This is a genomic window from Dysgonomonas sp. UBA7710 (assembly GCF_002482385.1).
Taxonomy (GTDB): Bacteria; Bacteroidota; Bacteroidia; order Bacteroidales; family Dysgonomonadaceae; genus Dysgonomonas.
Genome location: NZ_DLFW01000002.1, coordinates 616346 through 640212, shown reverse-complemented (window position 1 = coordinate 640212; position 23867 = coordinate 616346). Strand labels below are relative to the sequence as shown.

24 protein-coding genes and 1 tRNA gene are annotated in these 23867 nt (G+C 40.8%); 9 read left to right on the top strand and 16 right to left on the bottom strand.

Translation table 11 applies throughout. From position 1 onward, the window contains the following. Positions 1-106: 106 nt before the first annotated feature. The 4 genes from B3317_RS02970 to B3317_RS02955 all read left to right on the top strand — a co-directional run bounded on the left by B3317_RS02970 (position 107) and on the right by B3317_RS02955 (position 1885). Entirely contained in the window at positions 107-397 is a 291-nt protein-coding gene (locus B3317_RS02970) for a hypothetical protein (RefSeq protein WP_291108462.1), read from the top strand. A gap of 161 nt (positions 398-558) precedes the next feature. Further along, entirely contained in the window at positions 559-786 is a 228-nt protein-coding gene (locus B3317_RS02965) for a hypothetical protein (protein ID WP_291108461.1), read from the top strand. Further along, the gene (locus B3317_RS02960) at positions 729-1478 is read left to right on the top strand and encodes a hypothetical protein (RefSeq protein ID WP_291108460.1); all 750 of its coding nucleotides are present in this window, start codon (positions 729-731) and stop codon (positions 1476-1478) included. Before B3317_RS02965 ends, B3317_RS02960 begins: the two co-directional genes overlap by 58 nt. 128 nt (positions 1479-1606) lie before the next feature. Beyond that, entirely contained in the window at positions 1607-1885 is a 279-nt protein-coding gene (locus B3317_RS02955; protein ID WP_291108459.1) for a hypothetical protein, read from the top strand. Between the two features lie 46 nt (positions 1886-1931). On the opposite strand, the gene B3317_RS02950 is transcribed toward B3317_RS02955, so the two are convergent. From B3317_RS02950 to B3317_RS02935, 4 genes are all read right to left on the bottom strand, one after another. Then, positions 1932-2019 (bottom strand) — tRNA-Ser (locus B3317_RS02950). Positions 2020-2052: 33 nt separating this feature from the next. Next, the gene (locus tag B3317_RS02945) at positions 2053-2829 is read right to left on the bottom strand and encodes a TatD family hydrolase (RefSeq protein ID WP_291108458.1); all 777 of its coding nucleotides are present in this window, start codon (positions 2827-2829) and stop codon (positions 2053-2055) included. Beyond that, complete coding sequence (locus B3317_RS02940; RefSeq protein ID WP_291108457.1) at positions 2816-3523, bottom strand: hypothetical protein; 708 nt, start codon at positions 3521-3523, stop codon at positions 2816-2818. The genes B3317_RS02945 and B3317_RS02940 overlap by 14 nt, the downstream gene beginning before the upstream one ends. A 27-nt stretch (positions 3524-3550) precedes the next feature. After that, positions 3551-4531 carry a polyprenyl synthetase family protein gene (locus B3317_RS02935; RefSeq protein WP_291108456.1) on the bottom strand — a complete coding sequence of 327 codons (981 nt, stop codon included), beginning with the start codon at positions 4529-4531 and terminating at the stop codon, positions 3551-3553. A gap of 182 nt (positions 4532-4713) precedes the next feature. Here B3317_RS02935 and B3317_RS02930 point away from each other — a divergent pair, with 182 nt between their 5' ends. Beyond that, positions 4714-5709 carry a glycoside hydrolase family 43 protein gene (locus B3317_RS02930; RefSeq protein WP_414647425.1) on the top strand — a complete coding sequence of 332 codons (996 nt, stop codon included), beginning with the start codon at positions 4714-4716 and terminating at the stop codon, positions 5707-5709. 9 nt (positions 5710-5718) lie between these two features. Next, positions 5719-6861: an aldose epimerase family protein gene (locus B3317_RS02925; RefSeq protein WP_414647423.1), complete on the top strand. Its 1143-nt coding sequence runs from the start codon at positions 5719-5721 to the stop codon at positions 6859-6861. 71 nt (positions 6862-6932) lie between these two features. Here B3317_RS02925 and B3317_RS02920 read toward each other — a convergent pair whose 3' ends face one another. The 5 genes from B3317_RS02920 to B3317_RS02900 form a co-directional block, all read right to left on the bottom strand. Further along, positions 6933-8105, bottom strand: coding sequence for an OprO/OprP family phosphate-selective porin (locus B3317_RS02920; RefSeq protein ID WP_291108455.1), 1173 nt, complete (start codon positions 8103-8105; stop codon positions 6933-6935). Positions 8106-8107: 2 nt separating this feature from the next. After that, positions 8108-9061: an HAD family hydrolase gene (locus B3317_RS02915; RefSeq protein WP_291108454.1), complete on the bottom strand. Its 954-nt coding sequence runs from the start codon at positions 9059-9061 to the stop codon at positions 8108-8110. A 98-nt stretch (positions 9062-9159) separates the two neighbouring features. Continuing rightward, the gene (locus tag B3317_RS02910; protein WP_291108453.1) at positions 9160-9855 is read right to left on the bottom strand and encodes an MIP/aquaporin family protein; all 696 of its coding nucleotides are present in this window, start codon (positions 9853-9855) and stop codon (positions 9160-9162) included. Between the two features lie 53 nt (positions 9856-9908). Beyond that, positions 9909-11396 carry a glycerol kinase GlpK gene (gene glpK, locus B3317_RS02905; RefSeq protein WP_291108451.1) on the bottom strand — a complete coding sequence of 496 codons (1488 nt, stop codon included), beginning with the start codon at positions 11394-11396 and terminating at the stop codon, positions 9909-9911. 37 nt (positions 11397-11433) lie between these two features. Next, complete coding sequence (locus B3317_RS02900; protein WP_291108449.1) at positions 11434-13023, bottom strand: glycerol-3-phosphate dehydrogenase/oxidase; 1590 nt, start codon at positions 13021-13023, stop codon at positions 11434-11436. A gap of 296 nt (positions 13024-13319) precedes the next feature. Between B3317_RS02900 and B3317_RS02895 the strand changes: the two genes are divergently transcribed. After that, positions 13320-14084: a DeoR/GlpR family DNA-binding transcription regulator gene (locus tag B3317_RS02895; protein ID WP_291108447.1), complete on the top strand. Its 765-nt coding sequence runs from the start codon at positions 13320-13322 to the stop codon at positions 14082-14084. Between the two features lie 20 nt (positions 14085-14104). Here the strand turns inward: B3317_RS02895 and B3317_RS02890 are convergent, their stop codons facing one another. The 6 genes from B3317_RS02890 to epsC all read right to left on the bottom strand — a co-directional run bounded on the left by B3317_RS02890 (position 14105) and on the right by epsC (position 19845). Then, the gene (locus tag B3317_RS02890; RefSeq protein WP_291108445.1) at positions 14105-15412 is read right to left on the bottom strand and encodes a Na+/H+ antiporter NhaC family protein; all 1308 of its coding nucleotides are present in this window, start codon (positions 15410-15412) and stop codon (positions 14105-14107) included. 385 nt (positions 15413-15797) lie between these two features. After that, positions 15798-17159, bottom strand: a complete 1362-nt coding sequence (creD, locus tag B3317_RS02885; RefSeq protein WP_291108443.1) for a cell envelope integrity protein CreD — start codon at positions 17157-17159, stop codon at positions 15798-15800. Positions 17160-17221: 62 nt separating this feature from the next. After that, on the bottom strand, positions 17222-17521 hold the full coding sequence (locus B3317_RS02880; RefSeq protein WP_291108441.1) for a winged helix-turn-helix domain-containing protein: 300 nt from the start codon (positions 17519-17521) through the stop codon (positions 17222-17224). Positions 17522-17523: 2 nt separating this feature from the next. Continuing rightward, positions 17524-18129, bottom strand: a complete 606-nt coding sequence (locus B3317_RS02875; protein ID WP_291108439.1) for a hypothetical protein — start codon at positions 18127-18129, stop codon at positions 17524-17526. Positions 18130-18320: 191 nt separating this feature from the next. After that, the gene (locus tag B3317_RS02870) at positions 18321-18800 is read right to left on the bottom strand and encodes a hypothetical protein (RefSeq protein ID WP_291108437.1); all 480 of its coding nucleotides are present in this window, start codon (positions 18798-18800) and stop codon (positions 18321-18323) included. Between the two features lie 226 nt (positions 18801-19026). Beyond that, positions 19027-19845: a serine O-acetyltransferase EpsC gene (gene epsC / locus B3317_RS02865; RefSeq protein ID WP_291108435.1), complete on the bottom strand. Its 819-nt coding sequence runs from the start codon at positions 19843-19845 to the stop codon at positions 19027-19029. Between the two features lie 183 nt (positions 19846-20028). Here epsC and gdhA point away from each other — a divergent pair, with 183 nt between their 5' ends. Together gdhA and mtgA are read left to right on the top strand one after the other, a co-directional pair. Then, on the top strand, positions 20029-21366 hold the full coding sequence (gene gdhA, locus B3317_RS02860) for an NADP-specific glutamate dehydrogenase (RefSeq protein WP_291108433.1): 1338 nt from the start codon (positions 20029-20031) through the stop codon (positions 21364-21366). Between the two features lie 198 nt (positions 21367-21564). Beyond that, positions 21565-22305: a monofunctional biosynthetic peptidoglycan transglycosylase gene (gene mtgA, locus B3317_RS02855; protein ID WP_291108430.1), complete on the top strand. Its 741-nt coding sequence runs from the start codon at positions 21565-21567 to the stop codon at positions 22303-22305. A 77-nt stretch (positions 22306-22382) separates the two neighbouring features. Here the strand turns inward: mtgA and B3317_RS02850 are convergent, their stop codons facing one another. Next, entirely contained in the window at positions 22383-23510 is a 1128-nt protein-coding gene (locus B3317_RS02850; protein ID WP_291108428.1) for a GyrI-like domain-containing protein, read from the bottom strand. Positions 23511-23867 lie beyond the last annotated feature (357 nt).

Genomic DNA, 23867 nt, shown 5'->3' with positions numbered 1-23867 from the left:
GATCCCGACAACTGGAAGAACCGACAAGAGAACAAACTTTCCGGAGAGATTGGCATTAAGAGCAAGCTCAAAAACTTATCAGACGAAGACTTGCAAAACATTATAGATGGCAAAACTGAGTGACAGAGAGATACTCATAAGAAAAGCTAAAGCGGCCATCATACTGCGAAAGCGAGAGGCCCGGAGCGATTTCTGGGCTTATTGCTTATATATGGACCCTTCGTTTTTTGCTAAGCGTCACTTCTTAAAGAAAGTCGCTGCAGCATTTATGCGTGTTTATATGGCTTTCTCTAACAATATGATTTATCGACTGGCTGTGAGTATGCCACCTTGCGCCGGAAAGTCTTACATTTCGTCACTTTTCATCAGTTGGATATTCGGCCATTCCCCCGAATAATCAGTTCTGCGTAACTGTTGTGCCGATCCATTATATAATAAACTATCATATGATACAAGGGATATTGTCCGCTCTCGCAAGTTCAGCGAGATATTCCCGGAGATCAGGCTCAAAGGAGATAAACAAACGTACATGGTTGGAGTATAGAGAGAGCAAGACAGGTGTCTTATTTCGGTGCTGGTGTTGGCGGTACTGTTATCGGGTTCGGAGCTTCCATGCTTGCAATGACTGACGACTTGTATAAATCACTCGAAGATGCTTTGTCGGACAATAACAAAGAAAAGACCTGGAACTGGAAACAAGGTACGCACGATTCGCGTATAGAGGGTAATTGCTGTTCTATCGAATCGGTACTCGTTGGAGTGCAACTGATGTTCTCGGACGCCTAGAAGAATCAAGAGAGGGTAAGTACTACGACGAGATCATCCGTATTGCGGCACTTGATGAAAACGATAAATCTTTCTGTGAAGATGTATATACGACCGAATACTATCACGAGCTACGTAAAGAAATAGAAGACAGCATCTGGATGGCTGAGTATATGCAAGAGCCTATCGAAGCTAAGGGCTTGTTATTCCCTAAATCTGAGCTCAAACGATTTAAGAGATCGGATATCGAAGGGCGTGTGCCTGATGGTAAGATCGGAGCTACCGATGTGGCCGATGAAGGTAATGACGATTTCAGTTCACCTTTTGCCAGTGTATTCGGAGACCAGCTATTTATCACTGATGTACTATTCACCAAAGATGCTGTTGAGATAACCGTTCCTCGATTGGCTCAGATGATTATCGATATTTCACCCGATCGTATGCGCATCGAATCCAATAACGACGGTAAGATATTCTCTAATGATGTCAGACGCTTAGTCAAAGAGAATGATAGTTACAACAGGTGTCTTATTGAAGCTCGTCCAACCACCAAGAACAAAGAAACCCGAATCCTTATGAAATCGGGTTGGATAAAAGCACATTGTCATTTCTTAGCTGAATCAGAGTACGAAAAAGGTTCTGATTATTGGTGGTTTATTAAATGGCTTACTTCTAAGGTGGAAACGCTCATGACGATGCACCGGATAGTATGACAATCTTAGCCGAGTTCTTTGAATCGATAGCCGGAAATATTAAAGGTAATCGGGATGTGTCGGGAATATTTAGTTGGTAGAGAAGAGAGGGAATATATAATTTTGTATATTTGAGTAAAAAAATAAATATGGAAAACTTAAAGAATGAATTAGCTGAATATTGCGACTTAATCATTAAAGAAAGGATTGAAGAGAGTGTTAATACATCAGGTGGTTTACAAGGCTTGTCTGAAAAAATTCTATTCCTAAAAAATAACGTAGAATCTCTCCAAGAAGAAATCATACCATTAATAAATAGTAAAGCGAAAGAACTCTATGAGAAGTACCAAATTGAACCTACGGATGAGACGCAAAATGAGGTTAGAAATATAATTATGCCCAAATTAAGATCTATCATAAAGTTCTAATCGTTATTATTATAATCCGAGCAATTCTGTTCGAATTTTTTTATTGCGGAAAGGAAGAGATTCGAACTCTCGATACCCTTTAGGGGTATACACGCTTTCCAGGCGTGCCTCTTCAACCACTCGAGCACCTTTCCTTTTTTTTGGTTGTAGCGGGTGCAAAGATAGAATTATTTTTTCAATCCGAACAGTTTTATTGCATTTTCTGTTGTTATTTCTCCTACTTCGTTTAAACTGAGGCCGAATATTTCAGCCAGTTTTTCTGCAACCTTTATTGTATACGACGACTCATTTCTCCTACCCCGATAAGGTACGGGAGCCAGATAAGGAGAATCGGTCTCAACGATTATTTTTGACAAATCGGTCTGCTTCAGAACAGCCGACAGAGTGGAATTCTTGAATGTAACAACTCCGTTAATTCCCAATAAAAAGTTTTCTAATCCAAGTATTTCAGTTAGCTCGTTCTCACTTCCGCCAAAACTATGGAATACCCCTCTCAACTTTTCAGGGCCTACATTCTTAATACATTCTACACACTCCAATATAGCATCGCGTGAATGTATTGCTACCGGTAAATCATATTCTATACTCCAGCGAAGCTGCTCTTCAAAGGCCTGTCTCTGTTCTTTCTCATATGTCCTATCCCAATAGAGATCCAGCCCTATTTCACCAATAGCGATATAGGAACGTTTCGAAAATTGTTGTTTAATAATTTCTAATTGAAAAAGCCAGTCCTCACCTATACTTGTAGGATGCAGCCCCATCATAGGAATGCAATAATCTGTATATCTGTCGGCTATACTATGCAGACGCACTATTGAATCCACATCTACATTTGGAAGCAGAATACTTTCTACCCCCACTTGTTTTGCTCTCAGAATCACTTCTTCGATATCGTTATCAAATTCTTCGGAATAAATATGTGAATGAGTATCAATTATTTTCACGATTTTCTTTCTCTTTTTCGTCTTTTCTCAGATAATACACAACCCCGTATTCCTTACATCTTTCTAAACGTTCTTTAGCTGGAAGATTTGCAAAAGCCGATTCTATCTGGTTCCATAACGTAGACAAGACATTATCTATATCTTCCCTTTGTTCACCAAGTACGTCCAACTGGCGTGAAGTTGTATTCTGATATGTTTTTTGATTAAAATAGGCATCCTTAAATTGCGAAAAGGCTACGTTTACCCTCGCAATAGTAGGATTGTAAATAGGAGCCCCTCCTTGCCCCAATCTGGCTTGCTCTCCCTTCATAAGACTATCTCCCCAATATAGTAATGCATCATTACTCGTTAAATCGGGTACCGTGAAATTATCCGGATCGATATTATAAAGTTGCTTCTGCTCTTTTTTTATTTCGTTACGGATAACGCACAAATTCATAACCTGTATAAAATGCGATATATACAGTCTGGCATTCTTCACCAGTTTCTGAAATTTCCTATTCGATGCAGCCTGCGTCTCAAGGCTATCACGGTAACGAAGCTGTGCATTTTCAAAATTACGCAGCATCAGTTCCATTCTGCGGATATCAAGAGATATAACACCTTGCCCGAAAAGGGAATTATGCTTTTCAATTGCTGCTTTCAACGCCTTTATTCGTGCATTATCTGTATTTGGCAAACGACGATACGGCATAGTAGTTAAGGGTTAAAATTTAAAAATTCAAGATATTCGGGACGTCAGATTTTTCGCTAATTTATGCAATTCTGTCTTTCTATCATCACTTATACTGACTTTATCCAGACAGCCTACTGCTTTCTCATAATACTCACTGATAAGATTTTCAGACTTTGTTTTCAAGTCAAGCTTATCATATATCTTAGTTACTGCTTCTATTTTTTTATTTTCCTCAAAATCCGTTTTATCTATCCATGTCAGCAACTCTTTTCTGGTCAATGGCTCGGTTAATGCCGTAATTAACAGGAATGTCTTCTTATTACAAAGTATGTCGCCGCCAATTTTCTTACCGAAACTTTCACTGTTTCCGTATACATCGAGCAAATCGTCCCTCAACTGAAATCCCAGACCGACATTTATCCCGAAATCATACAGATTGTCCGCATCTGCATCCGAAGCGCCTGCCACAATAGCTCCTTCCTTTAAGGCACAACCTAACAATACTGCTGTCTTCAGCCGTATCATTTCCAGATATTCCGGAATGGTAACATCCAACCGTTGTTCAAACTCCATATCGTATTGTTGCCCACAACATATTTCTGTTGCGGTTTCAGAAAACAGGTCCAACACACGAGGCAATTGCTCCGGTTCTGTTTTTGCTATTTCCTTATATGCCTCAATAAGCATTGCATCACCCGACAGTACGGCCGTATTATCATTCCATTTAATATGAACCGTCGGTTTACCTCTGCGCATACCGGCCCTGTCCATAAGATCGTCATGCAGAAGAGTAAAATTGTGAAATACCTCTATAGCCAGCGCTATAGGGATAACCCGTTCCACATCCTCTTTATATAAATTATATGACATAAGGGCCAAAGCAGGGCGAACCCGTTTCCCACCCAGAGAAAGGATATAAGTTATAGGGTCAAAAAGTGACTGTGGCTTATTCTTATAATTTATCCGGGTGATTCGAGCATTTACAATATCTAAAACCTCATCGAAGTTATATAGGGACTTCTTCATTGATCTGTAGTTATTTATAATTACAATTAATATTCTATGAGACGGAGAACCTTTTCTTTTATTCGAGCACTCTAGCAAAGATAGTTTATTAACAACAAAAATCAAAATATTCAAAAATAGAACATTTTAATTTGAAATTATTCCTATTTTTATAGGTCATTAACAAAAAAGTGATTTTTTCAATGAAAAACAATTTACTCCTAATCATTGTAAGTATTCTTGCAATGCAAGCTTGTGCCCAAAACAAGCAATCAACCCAAAGTGTTAAAGAAACATCCGGGAATCCGATATTTGAAGGATGGTACGCCGACCCGGAAGGTATTATTTTCGACAACCAATATTGGATTTATCCAACTTACTCCGCTCCGTACGATGAGCAGGTCTTTATGGACGCATTCTCATCTTCCGATTTGGTTAATTGGACTAAACACGAACGCATAATTGACACATCAGCCGTAAAATGGGTTAAAAGAGCTTTATGGGCTCCGGCCATAATCAAAAAGGATAACAAATATTTCCTGCTCTTTGGCGGAAATGATATTCAGAATGATAACGAATACGGAGGTATAGGAATCGCCGTTGCTGATAAACCCGAAGGCCCTTTTAAAGATTATATCGGGAAACCCCTTATCGACAAGTTCTATAATGGAGCGCAGCCTATCGACCAATTTGTCTTTAAAGATAAAGACGGTAGTTATTATATATATTATGGAGGATGGAAACATTGTAATGTTGCCAAATTAAAGGATGACTTTACCGGTATTGTCCCATTCGAAGACGGGACGATGTATAAGGAAGTAACTCCCGAAAACTATGTAGAAGGCCCGTTTATGTTTATCAAAGACGGTAAATATTATTTTATGTGGTCGGAAGGCGGATGGACCGGTCCCGATTATAGTGTGGCATACGCCATTGCCGATAGTCCGTTCGGACCATTCAAACGTATAGGTAAAATACTGCAACAAGATCCGAATATTGGCAGGGGTGCAGGACATCACTCTGTGATCCACGAACCCAAATCAGATAAATACTATATCGTATATCACCGTCGCCCGCTGACAGAAACAGATGGAAATCATCGCGTAACGTGCATAGACGAAATGCACTTTGACGAAAACGGTTATATCAAGCCCGTAGTGATTACAAATGAAGGTGTAGAAATTAACTCATTAAAATAAAAGTAAATTATGAAAAGAATGTTTTTTGCAGCAATCGCTGCCAGCCTGCTTTTTGTAGGATGTAATGAAAAAGCCCCTGTAGGAAAACTTACGGAATCAGGCTTGGATAAAAAGAACTTTGAAACGGAAGTCAATGGAAAGAAAACAGATTTGTACGTACTTACAAATCCCGGAGGAATGGAAGTTTGTATAACAAACCTCGGAGGCCGTATCGTTTCTATTATGGTTCCGGATAAAGACGGAAACAAGAAAGATGTCGTATTGGGATTCGACTCTATTCAGGATTACATCAATGTACCATCTAACTATGGTGCTATTATCGGACGTTACGGTAACCGTATCGGAAATGGTACATTCCAAATCGATGATGTAAAATATGATTTACCAAAGAATAACTTCGGACACACTCTGCATGGTGGCGACAAAGGATTCCACACCGTAATTTTCGATGCTAAACTTGCGGCCGACAATGTATTGGAACTAACCTATCTATCGAAAGACGGAGAAGAAGGCTTCCCCGGCAACCTGAATGTAAAAGTAACCTATATTCTTGGCGACGACAACGCTCTTCAGATAAAATATGAAGCCGAAACAGACAAACCGACTGTAGTGAATCTGACTAACCATTCATATTTCAATATGGATGGCGACCCAACTTCTAAAAATACAGACTGGCTGCTGACATTGCATGCAGATCAATATACTCCAATTGATTCTACATTCATGACTACCGGCGAAATCCTTACCGTAGAAGGTACACCAATGGACTTCCGCACACCGACTGCTATCGGTTCAAGAATCGACGACGCATCTTTTATTCAACTGGTAAACGGTAAAGGATACGACCACAACTGGGTATTAAATACAGGAGGTGACATCAACAAAGTTGCTGCTACATTGGAATCTCCTAAAACTGGTATCGTATTAGACGTATATACCACCGAGCCGGGAATGCAGTTCTATGCAGGTAACTTCATGGAAGGCACAGATAAAGGGAAAAAGGGAATTGTTTACCAACATCGCACAGCCGTATGTCTTGAGACTCAGAAATATCCTGATACTCCTAACAAAAAAGACTGGCCGACAACTACACTCCGTCCGGGAGAAAAATATCAGAGTGAAACAATATTCAAATTTTCTGTAAAGAAATAATCCTGATATTGCAAAAAACAAAGCGGGAGGGCATCAAAATGCTCTCCCGCTTCTCTTTACAACTATTAAGGCTAGAAGACTACTTGTAGTCTGGCTTGTATCGCATTTATATTTTCACCTGCGGCAAGAGGATTATTGTTTCCCAAAGAAACATTCGAATAATCGAGCCTGAACATTATATACTTATTCAGGTAATAATTGGCAGCAAACGTCCAGTCACTCATCCGTCCACCGTTAATCCCTGAATTTTTATCATTAAGGTCTGTATAGTTATACCTCAACGCCAATTCCAGTGATTTAGGCTTAGGAGTCCCCATTCTTGCCCACGACGAAGAATATGTATAATTACCGCCTATCGCCAGAAAGCCAATCTGGGCATATGCACCACTAGCCTTATAGGCCGGAAGATCGTCTTTTCGTTCCACATTGCTGTGGAAATACTCTGCCTGAAGATGTACCGGGCCATAAGCTCCGATCAACTCAACCGCATATTTTGCCTGAAAATCGGCATTAGTAATAGGTGCATTTAAGAATTTACGCTTTTCAACATTGGTAATCAATGAACTACTATAGCCTATTGTCTTTGGTTTCTGATTGCCATCAGCATCGTATCCGCTGGCATCAGCCTTGCGATAAGACCCGGCCAAACCAATATGAAATATCTTTCCTTCCTGACGGATAGGATTGAATACCCAACGCCCTGTCACGGCATAACCATCATCGCCTTCTACAGAGTTGCTCATCGCATCCCCATCCCCAAAAACACCGCCACCTATCCACATATATTTATTCCATCCTATATATTCCACCCCTACTTTTCTTCCCGGTGAGAAGGCAAAGGAAGTGGCATTAGCCGTGATGAACTTAATATTTGCAGAACTTTCCATATGGTCGATACCGAAAGGTTCGGCAAAGTGACCTCCACGAATATATGACGATTTTCCCAGATTGTATTGCAGGAAAATATCCTTCGGACCTATCTTCCCCCCTGCAAACCCAATATCCGCCTTTATATCGAACATCTTGTATTTTGCTTTCAGACCCAGACGAAGGTCTGTCAATGCCACGCCATTACCCAAATCGGTTTCATCGTCAAGGTACATAGCCCCATCAAAGTAGAAACGCCCCATAGGAGTAATTTTTATTGTTTCATCTCCGACCTTTACGTCTACCGACTGAGCCGACAAAGATATAAATCCCAGCAACAACGAAGCTAAAGCAACACTCAATCTACGGGTAAACATAATTATTGCTTTTTATTGGTTTTATTTGCCTTCGTTCCCCATTCCTGAGTTACATACGTATGGTTTCCTTCAGGTACGTCATTGCAATATACGATTACGGCGTTAGAATCTTTGTCCCAGTATTGTTTTACGGTCATGCCCTCCATCTTGCCGGCATGCTCTTTTTCTATTTTTACATTGTCAGGATTAACCATCAGCTTAAGGCCAACCGATTCATCCATCATTTCCATATCTCCGCGACTGTTACCTCCAACAATTATCGGACGAGCCTTGATAAATGTATGGATTGTTTCGGCTTTCCCCCAGTCCTGAGGAGTAGGCAACACCAGTTCATCTGTCGTTTTACCGTCTCTTACAGCCGATTTTACGCCGATAATGCGATCTACCGGAATACCCAGCTGCTCATTCACAAAACGTTGATACAAGTATTCGGGAGAAGCGGTCAGCACCCAGATCTCGATGCCGTATTCTTCCAGATTAGCAAGAAATTCTTTCATTTCGGGATAGAATTTACCCTGAAATTTTTCATGGTAACAATCGTTACCGATATTGGATATCTCTTCTGGGGAAAGTCCTGCGAAAAACTTCACACGTTTCTGTACGTAGGCTATACCTACATTGTCTTTTCCATGAAGCATATCGTCTACTATAGCCATTTTATCTTTTGCTTCCTTATCCGTCCTGTTACCATATGTTTTCTTTGCATATGAATAAAGAGCTTCATCGGCAAGATAGTAAGGAACCTGGCCAAACAATGTACCATCACAATCAAAGATGGCCACTTTACGTTCTTTCATTGTTATTGTAGAGTTTAAGAAACTCTCTATACGGTCGTTAGCCTCTTTCGGCCATCCCTTGATATAACGGTAAGTCTGGGCTGTGAGAGCAAACGACGAAGTAAAAAGGATCACTACCGTAAGGCATAGGGCCTTACGAAAAAAACTGTTTTTTTTCATAATAAATAAATTTAGAAAGGGTTAGTACTTGTTTTTTCTCTGATTATTCGAATTTGTATATGTTTTTGGATTTCACATTAGCAGATTAGAAGAAATGACTATTTCACCACCAGATAAAGCAATGCCGCCAGGACAGCACCGACGACAGGCCCCAGAACGGGTATCCACGAGTATGCCCAATCGCTGTCCCTTTTGCCTTTGATAGGCAATATGGCATGAGCTATACGCGGCCCCAAATCACGTGCAGGGTTTATGGCGTAACCTGTGGTTCCGCCCAATGACATACCGATGGCGACTATCAATAATGATACAGGCAAAGGCCCGGCTATTTCAGCCCCGCCGACCATCAGGATTCCGAATACAAGGGCGAACGTACCTATGACTTCGCTCATGAAATTATAGAAGTACGCTCTGATAGCAGGCCCGGTGCAAAATACTCCTTTCTTGGCATCGGGGTTTTCTTCCGCATCGAAATGCGGTTTATACATAAGGTATACAAGGCTGGCCCCCACAATTGCCCCCAGAATCTGAGCAATAATATAACCTGCGATATTGCCTTTGAAACTCCCGGCAACAGCCAGTCCGATAGTAAGTGCCGGATTCAGATGCCCTCCCGAATACGGAGATGAAATAAATGCTCCGACAAACACTGCAAATCCCCAGCCGAAAGCAATCACCCCCCATCCTGCACCGTTTCCTAATGTCTTTTTAAGGGAAACATTCGCGCACACACCAGCACCGAACAGTATAAGTATGGCTGTGCCTATAAACTCGAATAGTATGTCTTTTCCCATGGTATCGTATTATTTTAGATTTAGATTGGTCTTACATTGTGGCGGATATACCCTTATTTTATCCAGCTTTGTGCACGGTATATCGCTTCAGACCACTTTCTCTTAGCCAGATGCATATCCACTTTCGGATCAGCTTCAAATCTGGCATCTGCATGCCATTGTTTTTTCACTTCTTCAATATTTTCCCAGAAGCCGACAGCCAATCCTGCCAGATAGGCTGCGCCTAAAGCTGTAGTTTCTGTTGTTTGCGGACGAATTACCGTTTGCCCAAGTACATTTGCCTGGAATTGCATTAACAAATCATTTTTTGCAGCACCACCATCTACCCGCAGCTCTTTAAGTCCAACTCCTGCATCCAGAATCATAGCGTTAATAACATCCATCGACTGATATGCAATACCTTCAAGTGCTGCACGTGCAATATGAGCAGCAGTTGTACCCCTCGATATTCCGACAATCGTTCCGCGTGCATACTGATCCCAGTATGGAGCACCCAGACCAGTCAGGGCAGGAACAAAATACACATCACCGTTGTCAGGTACCTGCATAGCCAGCTGCTCTATTTCGGAAGAGGAACTGATTATTTTAAGGCCGTCGCGTAACCACTGAACGATAGCACCTCCCACAAATATACTTCCTTCAAGCGCATAAGTCGTTTTTCCGTCAATTTGCCATCCGATAGTTGTTACCAGATTATTTTTCGATGCTACCGGTTTTTCTCCGGTATTCATCAGGATAAAACAGCCTGTACCGTATGTGTTCTTCACCATACCGGTATCTACACACATCTGCCCGAACAGTGCAGCCTGCTGATCTCCGGCAATACCTGCAATCGGTACTTTAGACGCGAAGATTGTGGTCTTGGTATGTCCGTAAACTTCGCTCGAAGCATATACTCTCGGCATCATACTTTTAGGGATATTAAACAGCTTCAGCAAATCATCATCCCATTCCAGCGTATGAATATTGTACAGCATCGTGCGTGAAGCATTGGAAACGTCAGTGGCATGTACTTCCCCTCTGGTCAGTTGCCAGACAATCCAGGTATCTACAGTGCCGAATACCAGTTGGCCTTTCTTGGCTTTTGCTCTGGCACCTTCCACATTATCCAGTATCCACTTCACTTTTGTTGCACTGAAATACGCGTCTACAATCAATCCGGTCTTGTCTTTAATATAAGGCAGAAGTCCTTCGTTTTTCAGCTTATCGCAATATTCGGATGTCCGCCTATCCTGCCACACAATTGCATTATAGACAGGCTCTCCCGTTTCCCTGTCCCATACAATCGTTGTTTCACGCTGATTGGTGATTCCTATCGCTGCAATATTAGTACCGTTGATGCCGATTTTAGTAATTGCTTCAGCCGCTACAGCAGCCTGCGAAGCCCATATTTCATGCGGGTTGTGCTCTACCCATCCGCTTTGTGGAAATATCTGTGGAAATTCCTTTTGTGCAACAGAGCATATTTCACCCTTATGGTCAAAGACTATAGCTCTTGAACTCGTAGTTCCTGCATCGAACGATAAGATATATTTTTCCATGTAGTTGATATTGATTAGGTTAAAAAAATGTGTCTTTTTACTTATCGGGATTATACGGAACCAGCAGATAATGTTGTGCAAGTTCCACGAACTCCTGCACCTGTCCTTTCTCCCATTCCATATCCTTTCCTGTTTCTTTTGCCATTATAGAAGCTACCTCCGGTGCAATATCGATGGCTGCGCGCGCATCCAGAAATGTGGCCCGTAACCTTCGGGACAAAACATCTTCGACTGTTATAGCCATTTCCTCCCTGACAGCCCACACAACTTCCGCCCCTGTATAGTCGAAACGCGGATGAAGCTTCCGTGCCAGCTCGGGTTTCTCTTGCTGTAGCTTCTGTATTTTTTCGTAATCACTGCCATATACATAACTAAAATTCGACCTGTCAACATTTTCTTTATAGCCATGTATTTTCAAGTCCCTTGTCACACACTCTTTCTGAGGCAGGTTTCCGATTGACAAGGCTCTGTTCACTACATCTTCGGCCATGTCGCGGTATGTTGTCCACTTCCCGCCGGTGATGGTAATCAGCCCGCTATCTGATATAACTATTTTATGACTGCGCGATATTTCCTTTGTTTTCTGTCCGTCGGTTCCTTTTTTAGGTGCCGCCAATGGCCTTAATCCCGCAAATACCGAAAGGACGTCTTCTCGTTTCGGTTGTTTTGCCAGATATTGACCGGCCGTTTTAAGAATAAATTCAATCTCTTCCTCCAACGCCTGCGGCTCAAGCACGAACTCTTTCAGCGGAGTATCAGTAGTACCCAGAACTACTTTTCCATGCCATGGCACACCAAACATCACCCGTCCGTCGCTGGTCTTCGGTATCATAATTGCGGTATCTCCTCCCAAAAAGGACTTATCTACAACAAGATGTACTCCCTGACTGGGACGCACAATATTATCTTTTTCCGGAGCATCCATCTTCATCAGGTCATCGACGAATATTCCGGTCGCGTTTATTACGACTTTCGCCTGAAGCGTATATTCCTGTTTACCTAATTCGTCATATACTTTCACCCCTGCAATCTTTCCGGTTTCGTTTTTCACCAAATCCGAAACTTTTACATAATTTACGACAGTAGCGCCCTGCTCCGCGGCAGTTTGCAGGAGGTTAATGCCCATACGGGAATCATCGAACTGACCATCATGATATACTACCCCGCCTCTTAGCCCACCGGTTGCTATTTGAGGTATTTCTTTAACCACAGATTTCTTACTCATCGGCAAGGATCGGCCCAATCCGCGTTTTCCGGCCAGTATATCATAGACAGTTAGTCCGATTGTATAAAATGGCTTCTCCCACCACTTGTAATTTCCTATAATAAATCGTTGATCTTTCACCAGATGCGGGGCATTCTGCTTCATCAGTCCCCTTTCCCGCAAAGCTTCTATAACCAGACTTACATCACCTTGTGCCAAGTAACGGACACCTCCGTGTACCAGCTTTGTACTACGGCTGGATGTTGCTTTCGTAAAGTCAGCTTGTTCTACCAACGCGACCTTAAACCCACGAGAAGCAGCGTCGATTGCTGTACCAAGACCAGTAGCGCCACCTCCGACAACAACAAAATCCCAGACGATGGATCTGTCTGCCATTTGTTTTATATAATTATTTCGATTCATAACTTTTAGCTTTAATATACACAAAGATAAATATGTATTTTAAATAAACAAACAAATTCGAAACTTTTTTTAAACAACAAACCAATAATTAATATATAATTCAAAACTAAATAAAATATTTCGAAACTATAAAATCAAAAACATTCCAAGGAAACAGTATCTATCAAACAATACACAATCCAAATCTACTTCATAAAATACAAAACGAAACTAAAATCTTTCAAGTTTTTAAAGCGTTCAGTTCTTAAAAATTTTTATATCTTTGTAATCAGTAATTGTAATCTTCAATTTGAAATATGGGAAATATTGCTAAACGACACAAGTTCATACTGGAACAGTTGAAGCAGGATGGATATGTAAAGGTTCAGGAACTTAGTGAGAAATTAGAAGTCTCGGAAGTTACGATTCGTAAAGATTTAAAATATCTCGAAAGCAAAAAAATGCTTTATCGTAATCACGGAAGCGCCAGCAGCCTGAGTTCTATTATTACTGATAAGCATATAGATGTAAAAGAGAAGATGCAGATGGAGGAAAAGACCAGGATTGCCAAAGCCGCCAATAGTCTGCTTGAGCCTAACGATAAAATAATCATAGCTTCCGGCACCACTCTGCTCACTTTCGCAAATGAGATTAACGTCGATCATAACATCACCGTTATCACATCTTCGGTAAAGGTATCCCTGACCCTGTGCTACAATCCGAATATTGAAATAGTGCAATTGGGCGGCAATATGAGAAAGAACTCTGTGTCGGTCATTGGCCACTATGCCGAAAATATACTGGAAAGCCTGTCATGTAACAAGCTGTTTCTGGGCGTGGATGGTATCGACCTCGATTATGGACTGACTACCAGCGACATGAGTGAAGCCCGCATAAACCAACAAATGATAGATGCCGCACAAAAGATAATCGTACTGACCGACTCTTCGAAATTCGGCAAACGAGGCTTCTGCAAGATATGTGATATAAATAAAATACACCATATTATTACAGATACCAACGCGCCTGCTCACATCATAGATATGCTCCGCGAACGCGATATAGAAGTTACCCTCGTATAAGGATATTTACACCATCGGCATTACCCGGCATATTTCCGCGGATAACGGAATATGATCGATGCCATTGCCGCAAGCCCTATCAGCAAAGGATAATACAGATAAGGCACAATCTGCATAGGACTTACATTAGCCAATCCTGCAGCTATAAGTAATTGTGCCCCGTAAGGTATCAAGCCTTGAACAAAACAAGAGAAAGTATCCAGCAGGCTGGCGATCTTCCTATTATCCAAATCGAATTTATCGCTGATATTCTTTGCTATCGGCCCGCTTATAATCAGGGCGATGGTATTATTCGCCGTACAAAGATTGGTTAACGAAATAAGTCCGGCGATAGAAAATTCAGCGGAACGCTTCGACCGTATATTACGTGTCATCTTGCCTATCAACCAATCGACTCCCCCATTGAAGCGTATCAGTTCGAACATACCTCCCGCCATCAACGATACAATAATCAGTTCTCCCATATCCACGACGATACCCTGACTCATGGCCGCAGTCCAGTCCCATACGCCAAAACCGCCTGTTATAAGACCTATCACACCCGAAAGAATAATCCCCAAAGCCAACACGACCATCACGTTAACCCCCACCAAAGCTGTAATCAATACCGCCAGATAAGGCAGCACCTTAACCCATTCTACCTGCTCTGCCGAAACAGACGCTCCGCCTGTCAGTTCCAGCCCCTGATAGATATAGAACAGAAGCATCAGAATGACAACAGGAAATACAATGCGGATATTTACTTTAAATTTGTCCTGCATCTGACAACCCTGTGTACGTGTAGCCACAATCGTTGTATCTGATATAAAAGAAAGATTGTCCCCGAACATAGCCCCGCCAACCACAATTCCCAGCATCATAGGTAAATCGAGCCCTGCCTGAGAGGAGACTCCTACTGCAATAGGTGCTAAAGCTGCAATAGTTCCGGTAGATGTACCCATAGACATGGATATGAAACAAGCTGCAATAAAGACGCTTGCCAATATAGATTGCTCAGGCAAGAGATAGAGAAGCATATTCACTGTAGCATCTACCGCACCCATCGCCTTGGCTGTACCGGCAAATGCTCCCGCCAGAATAAAGATGACAACCATCAGCATAATGGTTTCGTTGGCTGCACCCCGGCAAAACTGGGTGATACGATTTGCCAGCTTCCCCCCTTTCGAATATAAGACCGCCACCATGGATGCCGTCATAAATGCTACCGAAACAGGCATCTGATAAAGGTCTCCTGTAAAAATAAAGGTAAGGACATACAGCAGGAAAAATACTGCCAACGGCATCAATGCCCAGCCTTTTGAATGATGCCACTTTTTATCTTGATCCATTTGTTTAATCTTTTTTAATAACCGGATGCAAAGATAATATCATTTAATTAATTACAGCCCTCTTAAAACCTTCATAATTTTAACCTACATTCACAATATAAAGTTAAAAAGTAACAGATGTAACACATTTTCCTGATTTTACCATTGTTACTTTTTCTATTCTGTTTACCTATTGAATATTCCCATTCCAATATAAGCTGCAAAAAGTAACACCTCTTATCCTTTCCGATAATCCGGTTCACATCCGTATAGTATAGATAAAATATCTTTAATATCTTCAGAGAGAAAAAATAAAAATGATTCAATCAACGTAAACAAAAAAAGGGCATAAAGACACACAATTGCTTATGCACTTTACGCCCTCAATAATATTGACTGACTAAACTCAATTCACATCACTATCCTCATTATTAAAAGCAGATACCGGAGGAATCTCTTTCCTTTCATTATCTTGTTCTTCATCCTTATACCAATTCACCTTTCGCAGAACATACATCACTATGGCAAGGGCGACAAATAATCCGACCGCGCCGAATAATAAAGCCATATTTTCCTGTTGCAGGATAATATACAAATAAGTATAAAGCACCGTAAGGAAAAGCGCCATAATCGCCGTCTGTTTCACATTGCGGAACATGGTAGTGGAATAAGCCGTTATCAGCAATGTGGTTGCCGCCCCCGAAATCAGGTAAGAAAAGCCAAAGCCAAGATGCTCCGATATTGCCAGTAACAAGGTATAGAACAACACCAACGCACAACTGACAAGCAAATATTGCACCGGGTGAATCCGCTTCTTGCTTAGTAATTCTACAAGAAAGAATACTACAAATGTGAGAACAATAAACATAATCGCATATTTCACCGAACGCATTGTCATCTGATATTTATCTACCGGATACCGTAAGTCTACACCCAAAGAAGACGTTTTGATTACATCGTTACTCCCTGTCCACATCTGCACATAGTTCCGGTTGTAGTCGAAGACATTCCAGCTGGCATCAAATCCCTCATTATTAATTACACGGTCGGCAGGCAAAAAATCCCCATTGAAAGAAACCGTACTCCACGACGACTTCAGATGAATGCGATTTTCTTTACCTATCGGAGCAAAATAAAGACCTCCGCTACCATTAAGCCCCAGATCGAAACTAAACTCATAACTCTGTACCGACGGATCGACAGGCATACCGATCGTCACACCGGAATCGATAAGTGTGTTACTTTTCACACCGGGCTGTACGGGCAACGATTTGCCATTTACATTAAATTCGATCTTATTCTTTACACCTTGCAGGTATGGAATGCCGATCAGGACAAAAGCATCCTGCCATCTCACCTGTTCCTCTTTTATATTCAGTTTCGCATAATCAGGCAGGCTAAACTTTCCACTGATTTTCATATCCGACTGGTACACCAGCGTATGGAACAATGTCCGTGCACGCTCTTCCGCAGTGATATTGCCGTCTACATGGAAATCATCCGGAAGGTAGTAAGAGTAAGCGATAAGCGGATTACCGTTTTTATCTATACCGCTCTGATAAGGCAATACGAGTACAGGACCTGTCACTTGCTGGGCTCCTCCCCACTTGCTCACAATATCGTCCTGAGCTGCCTGCTGATTCTGTTCCCTCTCTTCAATCAGGCTTCTAATCATAGTAATAGGTAGTAGCATTACCACTACAAGGACAGCGACAACAACGATTTTGACGATAAGCATGTCTACATTTGTTCCAAAGTTTGTTTTCATAAGTTCTAAGTTAATATTTAAATAAAAGTTCTTTGAATTTCAAAGTATATAAATAAAAAAATTTACGGCAAGGGATTAATTAATTTTTCAAGCGCGTCGATATGTTCTTTAAACAGCTTTCGCCCCAAGGGGGTAACCTGATAAGAAGTATTAGGTTTGCGTCCTATAAACTGTTTCCTGACTTCTATAACTTTTTCTTTTTCCAATGCTTTGAGATGGCTTGCCAGATTGCCGTCGGTAACATCAAGCAACTCCTTCATCATATTGAAGTCCACGCTGTCATTTACCATCAGCACCGACATTATCCCCAAGCGTACACGGCTGTCGAAGACCTTATTCAATCCTGATATAATATCTTTCATAATCAACCGTTTTTTACAGATTTCATGTCATATTTATAATAAATAAGGATACCATATACTATATGTAAAACACCAAATCCAAGAGTCCAGAACAGCAACCCATTATATACAAATATACCGGCCAGAAGTCCCAGTATGATTTCACAGGCACCTAAAACCTTTATATCACGATAGGTACGAGATCCGGCCGCTATCAGCGCCAATCCGTAAAAAATAAGCATAGATGGGGCAACCATTCGGATTGCATGCTGAAAAATAAGAACTATACAAAACAATCCGCCTATACACATTGGCACCGAAAAATCTTTAAGTATCTGGATTGTTACAGGCATCCATAGTTTCGAGCCGTTCTTTTGGGCTTTACGCATACAGAAGTATAATCCTGAGCCTCCTGCACAAATAAGAACAAGTACTGCAAGGATAATAAAATCATACAGCAGACTATTGGTAAATGTAAATTGCCCCGACATAATAAGATGTCCTATCAATGCGCCAATCAATGCAAATGTTCCAGCCGATATGCCCGACATTCCACTCAACGACAAGAACTTGCTCGACCGCTCCATCATGGAACGGATGTGTTTTATATCATCCAGATTTGTATCCATAACATTTCACTTTGAAACACAAAGTAAACTGTTATATTTGGGATATGCAATAAGTTGAGGTAATATTTTTTCAGGAAACAGGTAAACTAATACGAATTACTTAGCAGCCTGTCAAATGGCAAGGCTCCCATATAAAATCGGCAGGTTTGTATAGCGTAAAGTAGTTATTAAAATGGTGATATATAAAGATGTTATTCTTTCAGCAACTTATCGAGAAATTCATCGAATTCGCGATCAAACTTTTCCATCAGGTCATTGTCTATTTTCACAACATCGTCTTCACTGATAAGCAGAAGTTCTTCCATCACAACAAAGTTTTCATCGGTATAATTGACAGAAAACGGTTTAAACAAATCCAGAGAGTCAAACATATTTTCTTCATCCAAGCGTTCGGTTACCTTACGCAAGACGGAAACTATGGTTTCATCTGTTAATTCGTCGACTTTGTCTACCCAATTGAAAATAACGATCTCGGCTATCTTGTTTTCCTCATCGTCATAAAACGCTACTTCCCCACTCTCTTTATCCACTGTGATAAAGATATCGGTCAGAGAACTGCCTTTATAATCCTTTGCTAAACTGTCGATCGCCTGTTTGAATGTATCTTTTATCAGAGTAGATGTGTCTCTGTTCGCTCCTGTTCCCATATAAATGATAGATATTAAGGCCACAGACCTATTTTATTACTTTGGTAAGTAAAGCAGCGATAATGGATTATGTTTTTTATAATATATCATTAACTACTCTCTTTTGCTTACTTATGCAAAGTTAGAAAAATATTGCATTATTTCCTGCTTTCTTCTATTTCTTTTATAAAATGTAAGGAGTAATAAATCGATGATAATCAAAATAGTTCTTCGATCTATGCTTTCATATTTTTCGTACCCATGATGAGATTTATATATTGAAATCGATAATATGCTCTCCCGCATTAAGTGTATTGTGTATCTTTATCTCTGAATTCTGCTGAACAAGCGAATAGGGTACCACACTTTTTGTCAGCCAGGCATTACCCCCGATTGTGGAATCGTGGCCAACAACTGTTTTCCCCCCCAATATAGTCGCTCCGGCATAGATAACCACATTATCCTCGATGGTCGGATGCCGTTTTTCATTGGCAAGGCCTTTGGTTACAAATAATGCTCCGAGAGTAACCCCCTGATAAACTTTCACATTATTACCGATAACCGTGGTCTCCCCTATCACAATACCTGTCCCGTGGTCAATATAGAAGGCCCGTCCTATCTCCGCTCCCGGATTTATGTCTATACCCACTTTCGAATGAGCATACTCGGAAAATAACCGGGGAATAATAGGCGTATTCATCTTATAAAATTCGTGGGAAATACGATAGACGACCTGTGCGAAAAAACCGGGATAGGTAAGAATAACTTCCTCTATCGATTTGGCGGCTGGATCATTTTCAAAGTAGACAGCCGCTTCGTCATACAGCTTATCCTGAAGTTCCGGTAACCCGGATATGAATTTATCAACCATCGACTCCGCAGTTTCGCGATCCGACAATGCGGCAATGTTTTCCACCAGAATGGAGTAAAAATAATACAGTTTTTTCTCCCTCGATTTCTCCTGATCGCAGATGGGGAACAGTACTCTGTGGATCAGTGTATTGAGCGCATCTTCCAGTTCAATTCTATTGATCGGCAAGTGCTTTGACTCGGCTCTCAGTTTATTCGCAATTTCGTATATATTAGTCATAACTTTAGCTTTGAAAACAACAAATGTAATAATTAAATACAGAAAATCAGGAATTATGATTCTCCTTAATTTTTGTATGTTTTAAATCATGTATTTCTATGTGAAAAATAAAACAAAATATTACCTAAAATCGTTGTTTATTTATACATTTGTATAGTCAAGAACCGATTTAATAGTTAAATCATGAAAATAAATAACATTTTATCAGAGCTGGAGGCGAAACACCCCGGCGAGCATGAATTCCTGCAAGCTGTAAAAGAAGTGCTTGTATCAATTGAAGATGTATATAACCAGCATCCCGAGTTTGAAAAAAACCGTATTATCGAACGTCTGGTGGAACCCGACAGGATTTTCACATTCCGTGTAGCATGGGTAGACGACAAAGGCGATATTCAGGTAAACCTGGGATACCGTGTACAATTCAATAACGCTATCGGCCCTTACAAGGGAGGCTTGCGGTTCCATGCATCTGTCAACCTATCCTCACTCAAATTCTTAGGATTTGAACAAACTTTCAAAAATGCATTGACGACACTGCCTATGGGTGGCGGCAAAGGAGGTTCGGATTTCAGCCCGAGAGGTAAGTCGAATGCCGAGATTATGCGTTTCTGTCAGGCTTTCATGCTTGAACTCTGGCGCAATATAGGCCCCGATACGGATGTTCCTGCCGGAGACATCGGCGTAGGCACACGCGAAATCGGTTATTTGTATGGCATGTACAAAAAGCTGGCAAGAGAAAATACAGGGACTTTCACAGGCAAGGGACTCGAATATGGAGGTTCGCTAGTCCGTCCTGAAGCTACAGGTTTCGGTGCGCTATACTTTGTGAACGAAATGCTCAAAGCCAAAAATATAGACCTGAAAGGAAAAACCGTTGCCGTTTCGGGATTCGGCAATGTAGCATGGGGTGCCGTCACAAAAGCGACAGAACTCGGAGCTAAAGTAATTACCATTTCCGGACCTGACGGATATATTTATGACCCGGATGGCGTTAGCGGCGATAAAATAGAATACATGCTCGAACTTCGCAACAGCGGTGACGATATTGTAGCCCCATATGCTGATAAATATCCTAATTCTAAATTCTTTGCAGGTAAGAAACCATGGGAACAGAAAGTAGATATTGCTTTGCCATGCGCCATACAGAATGAACTGAATCTGAAAGATGCGGAAACATTGGTTGCCAACGGTGCTACCTGTATAGCCGAGGTATCTAATATGGGATGTACTGCCGAAGCTGTGGATTTCTTCATCGAGAAGAAAATCCTGTTTGCTCCGGGTAAGGCTGTAAATGCCGGAGGTGTTGCCACATCGGGACTGGAAATGAGCCAGAATGCGATGCATCTGCAATGGACAGAGGAGGAAGTAGATCAGAAGCTACACCAGATAATGAAAAATATACATTCTCAAAGCCTGAAATACGGAAAAGAGGATGGAGGATATATCAACTACGTGAAAGGTGCTAATGTTGCCGGGTTTATGAAGGTAGCCCGGGCAATGATTGCGCAGGGAGTTGTATAACTTAATTTAATCAATCAAGAGAAAAGCCCTTTGGACAGAGAAATCCAAAGGGCTTTTTGAATTATAAAGAGACTGGCTATATACTACAATATTTATCCGATTTTTTACACCATATATTTTTGCATATCTCAAATAATTGTCATTAACTTTGTGTTTCAAAGTAAAATATATAATCTTCCCTTTTTTATATAAAGAAATATGCTGAAAAAGATTTTTAAATGGATAAAGAGAATCGTAATATTTTTGTTTATATTCAGCATATTACAGGTTATCGTATTCAAATTTGTCCCTGTGTATTACACCCCGCTCATGATATGGAACAATGCAACACAACTCTTTTCGGGAGAGGAGGTTGTTTGCAGGCATACATGGGTTCCTCTCAATGAAATATCGAAATACCTGCCACTGGCTGTAGTAGCCTCTGAAGACAACTTATTTTTAGACCATTCGGGATTCGATTTCGATCAGATAGAAAAGGCTATGAACGAAGCCGAAAAGGGCAAGCGCCAACGGGGAGCAAGCACAATCAGCCAGCAAACGGCAAAAAACGTTTTCCTTTGGTCCGGCCGTTCCTATGTCCGCAAAGGACTCGAAGTCTACTATACATTTCTCATAGAAACCATCTGGGGCAAAGAGCGCATCATGGAGGTATATCTTAACTCCATAGAAATGGGTAAAAATATTTATGGCGCGGAAGCCGTTGCACAAGCTCACTTCAAAAAGACAGCGAAAAAACTGACTGCAGGCGAATCTGCTCTGATAGCCGCTACATTGCCCAATCCCATCCGGTTCAGCTCGGCAAAGCCGTCGCCTTATATAATAAAGCGCCAGACAAAGATACTGGATTTGATGGGAAAAGTAAATCCTGTCGATTTTGACAAGGAACCCGAGCCGAAGAAAGATGTGAAGAAAAGTACTAAAAAGAACTCTAAAAAATAGCATCGTTATGGAAACACAAACAGAAAGAAATTGGAGAAGCTAACCGGATACGTATCTTCTAAATATTGAGGTTTCTCTCAAATTTTACTGACAGGAATATATATTTCTGTCAGTAATTCACTTTCAGTAACCAGCACGGGGCTATTCAGGAATTTGCAGAAAGACATATTGTCCCTTAGCTCATATTCACTCTTCGGTATCCAATACCGGTAAATATTACAATACACCTTATCCATATACTTATATGCTCCCCGGTAAGTAAAAACCGCATACAAGCCGCCTTCTATTGTTTGCCGCCCCAACCGCCCTTTGGGTTTAATTGCACTCTCAGCGTTTATGCATGTGTATATCCTGCAATTTTGGGGACTTGTTATGGTCGAAATATCCCGGCTCAATAACAGATATTCATGATCTCTATCCGGTATCCCACTCACACCGACAATACTAATCAGTTTATCCCACGATTTGAGAAATGCATCTGACTGCTTGTAAGGATTTCCCACACGCAGGTAGAACACTTCTTTCGATGCTATTTGAGTTATTTCAGGTTCCAAAAAAAGGTTCTCCACGGGGCTATTGATCCCCACCGTAAGATCGTCGGGCTGTATGCGATACGCCGATGGTGTAATTCCATATCTCTTTTTAAAAGCTTTAGACAATGCCTGAGGACTTTGATAACCTGTTTGTTCTGCAATATCAGCCAGAGAAAAACGTGTAGTATGTAATTTAAACGCAGCCTTTTCTAATCGCAAACGCTGTACATAATCGCCGGGACTCTCATTCATCACAGCCTTAAATATCCGGTGAAAATGAAAATCAGAAATACCGGTTACCCTTGCTAAATCAGACAGGTTAATAACCCTGGACAAATTATCATTTATATAGTCTACAGCCTTATTTACCGATTTGTAATATTCCAGATGTGTAAACTGATGAGATTGCCAGCGCTTTAAACCGGGCAGTTTTACAGTTGTTTTCAAGCTCACCTCATCCAGCGTAAGAGTACGGCCATCTAGTTTTTCGGCTTCGTCATAATATTGCAAAGAATCCTTGACAAATTCATCAAAACTGAAATCATCGGTATATTTTCCATTCTGGAAGCAAAAACAACAAAAATCTTCATTCGGACTTTTATCTCCATTTGTACCAAAATGCTCTGCTGCTGCCATCGGCATACCACAGCTTTGACATATGTCGTTTCTCATATCAGACAGACTTTTTTATTCAACGCCCAAAATTTGTATTACCTTACATTACACAAAGATAATTCCAAATAAGCAGGATATATGTTTATAACTTGGTTTATTCAACTATATATCCGGATAGAGCACTCTTCAGACAAAAGTATAAGATATACTAGCATTTTCATTTGTCCATTCTTGCGAAATATGAAGGTTAGCAACAAAAATTTCAAGCAATAAAGTTAAATAAAGTTAATTAATAAGACTTTCAATAAACTCAACGTATTGATTACAAATAAAATACATATATGAATTACAAATAATATAGTATTATGTATTGCATAGTACTAATATTTATTTATATATTTGCAATACAAATAA